Source organism: Rhodoblastus sp. 17X3, assembly GCF_030056575.1.
In the GTDB taxonomy this organism is placed as follows: Bacteria; Pseudomonadota; Alphaproteobacteria; order Rhizobiales; family Beijerinckiaceae; genus Rhodoblastus.
In genome coordinates, this window is sequence record NZ_JASHHX010000046.1 from 1 (window position 1) to 2,013 (window position 2,013).

Annotated in this window: 2 protein-coding genes; both read right to left on the minus strand. The window is 61.3% G+C overall.

From position 1 onward, the window contains the following. The coding region (locus tag QM467_RS19665; RefSeq protein ID WP_283368032.1) for a DUF1302 family protein at window positions 1-399 on the minus strand (399 nt) is incomplete at its 3' end. Window positions 400-580: 181 nt separating this feature from the next. Next, entirely contained in the window at window positions 581-1,966 is a 1,386-nt protein-coding gene (locus QM467_RS19670; protein ID WP_283368033.1) for a spinster family MFS transporter, read from the minus strand. Between the last annotated feature and the right edge of the window lie 47 nt (window positions 1,967-2,013).

Below are 2,013 nucleotides of genomic sequence, written 5' to 3' on the forward strand. Positions count from 1 at the left end.
AACCTTGGCGGTCACGAAGACGCCGAAGTTCTGATTATGCGCGTCGATCGTGGCGTAGGCCTTGGCGACGCTCGAAACGGCCTGCCCCTGCCCATAGTTCAGGTTGCCGTCGTCCTGGTTCGAGCCGCTGGTCGCCGTCGCGGGAACGCCCATTTTGCGGCCGTTCGGGGAAAAAATCAGGACCGGATCGCGCGGCGCCGTCCTGATTTCGGAGCCCGCAGTTGCAGCGCCCGAAAAATTAACGTCGAATTCGCCGACTTTGAACTCCTCGGCGCTAGCCTGCAGCGCCATCAGCAGCAGAACCGAGCATGCGGCGCTCGATAGCAGACCGGCGCGCAGATTCGCCGCGACCCAAACAGTTCGATCCCTATCGCCGTCGCTTGTGCGAAGAGTTCCCATTGTAATTTCCCCCCCAGTATAATCGATCAAGCTTCTTGTCGGCTTGCAGTGCAAAGCGAAATTTGACACACAAATCACTTTTTGGCTGTCACCGAAAAATCACGGGTTTCATTCTTCCCTCCCGACACATCTTTTGTTTAGCTTCGCAGCTCGACGCATTCTGAACGATTTTTTGCAATCCTCAATGTCCAGCGACGGCTTTGGCGACGTTTTCCCCGCCCAAAGGCGGCGAATCATTCTGCTGCTTTGACTGCGCCGCAATCTGCTCGCGAACATGTTTCACATCTTCTTCGTAGGTTCTGACAGTGAACAGGAACATGACGACCGCGACGAGCGAGAACAGCGGCATGAACATCATCGTGGTCTGCAGACCCCAATGGTCGGACGCCACGCCGGCGATGAGCGGACCCGCGGCCAGACCGAAGAGGTTCTGGAACAACGACAGCACGGATGCTCCGGTTGCGCGCACCGAGGGGTGCATCACGTTGAGGACGACTGCGGAGACCGGGCCGACCGTGTTGGCGGCCAGAAAAGCGCCCAGTACGATCAACACGAGTTGAGAGGACACGGTAGTCGTGAAGCCTAAGCCCGGAGCCGCGAAGGCGAAGACGAGCGTCGCCATCGAGGCCAAAGTGAGCACCGACACCGCATAAAGCTTCCGCCTCAGGGCCTTGCGGCCGGCGCGGTCGGCGACATAGCCCCAGATCACGCTGCCGAACGCGCCGGCGAGGACGACGAGAGCCGCCTTCGCGCCCGCTTGATCGGGCGGCATGTTATAGGTCCTGTTCAGGTAGCTCGGCAGCCAAGCCCAGAGAGTGGAGACAACGATCAGCTGCGCGGCGCCGCCGAGGCAGACCAATAGCATGGTCCTAGGCCGGAAGATGCTGCCCGCGATCTGCTTGGCGGTCGCAACCACGTCGCGGCGCGCGGACCCTTCATGGGCGACGAGATCAGCCGTCCGGTAGTCCTTGACGAACAGGTAAAGCAGCGCGAGAACAAGGCCGGGAAAGCCCACGACGCCGAACGCCGCCTGCCAGCCCCAGTGGGCGGCGATGAAGCCGCCGAGCACGACGCCAATGACGGATCCAACCGAGGCCGATGCGAAGAAGCCGCCCAGCAAGGAGCCGTGCATGTGCCGCGGGAAATGACCTGCGATCATCGCGGCGCCGACTGAGCCGTAGCCGGCTTCGCCAAACCCGACCATGCCCCGCGCGGCGAACAGAAGGCTGTAATTGCGCGAAAACATGCAGGAAATGGTCGCCAGGCTCCACACCACAGCCATGACCACGATCGACTTCACCCGGCTGAAGCGGTCGGCCACGAGCGCGGCCGGAATGCCGAACAGCGCCACGGTCACCGAGACGATCGAGACGAGCCCGCCCAGCTGGGTGTCGGTCAGCCCCCATTCCGCCTTGAGGTGCGGAAAGATCGTGACGATCACCTGCCGGTCGACATAGTCGAAAACCATGAGGCTGATGGTCATCGCATAGGCGAACCAGGCCTGGCGTGGTCCGAACAGATAGCTCTCCGGATCCGCGCGGTGGGAGTCCGGGGGCTGAATATGCATGGTGTTCCTCCCGAAAATCTTTTCTTGTCTGCGAAAGTCTTTTCTTG

Bases quoted from the DNA above. Each gene is read 5' to 3' on its own strand.
- QM467_RS19670 (WP_283368033.1), bottom strand. From the start codon at position 1,966: ATGCATATTCAGCCCCCGGACTCCCACCGCGCGGATCCGGAGAGCTAT.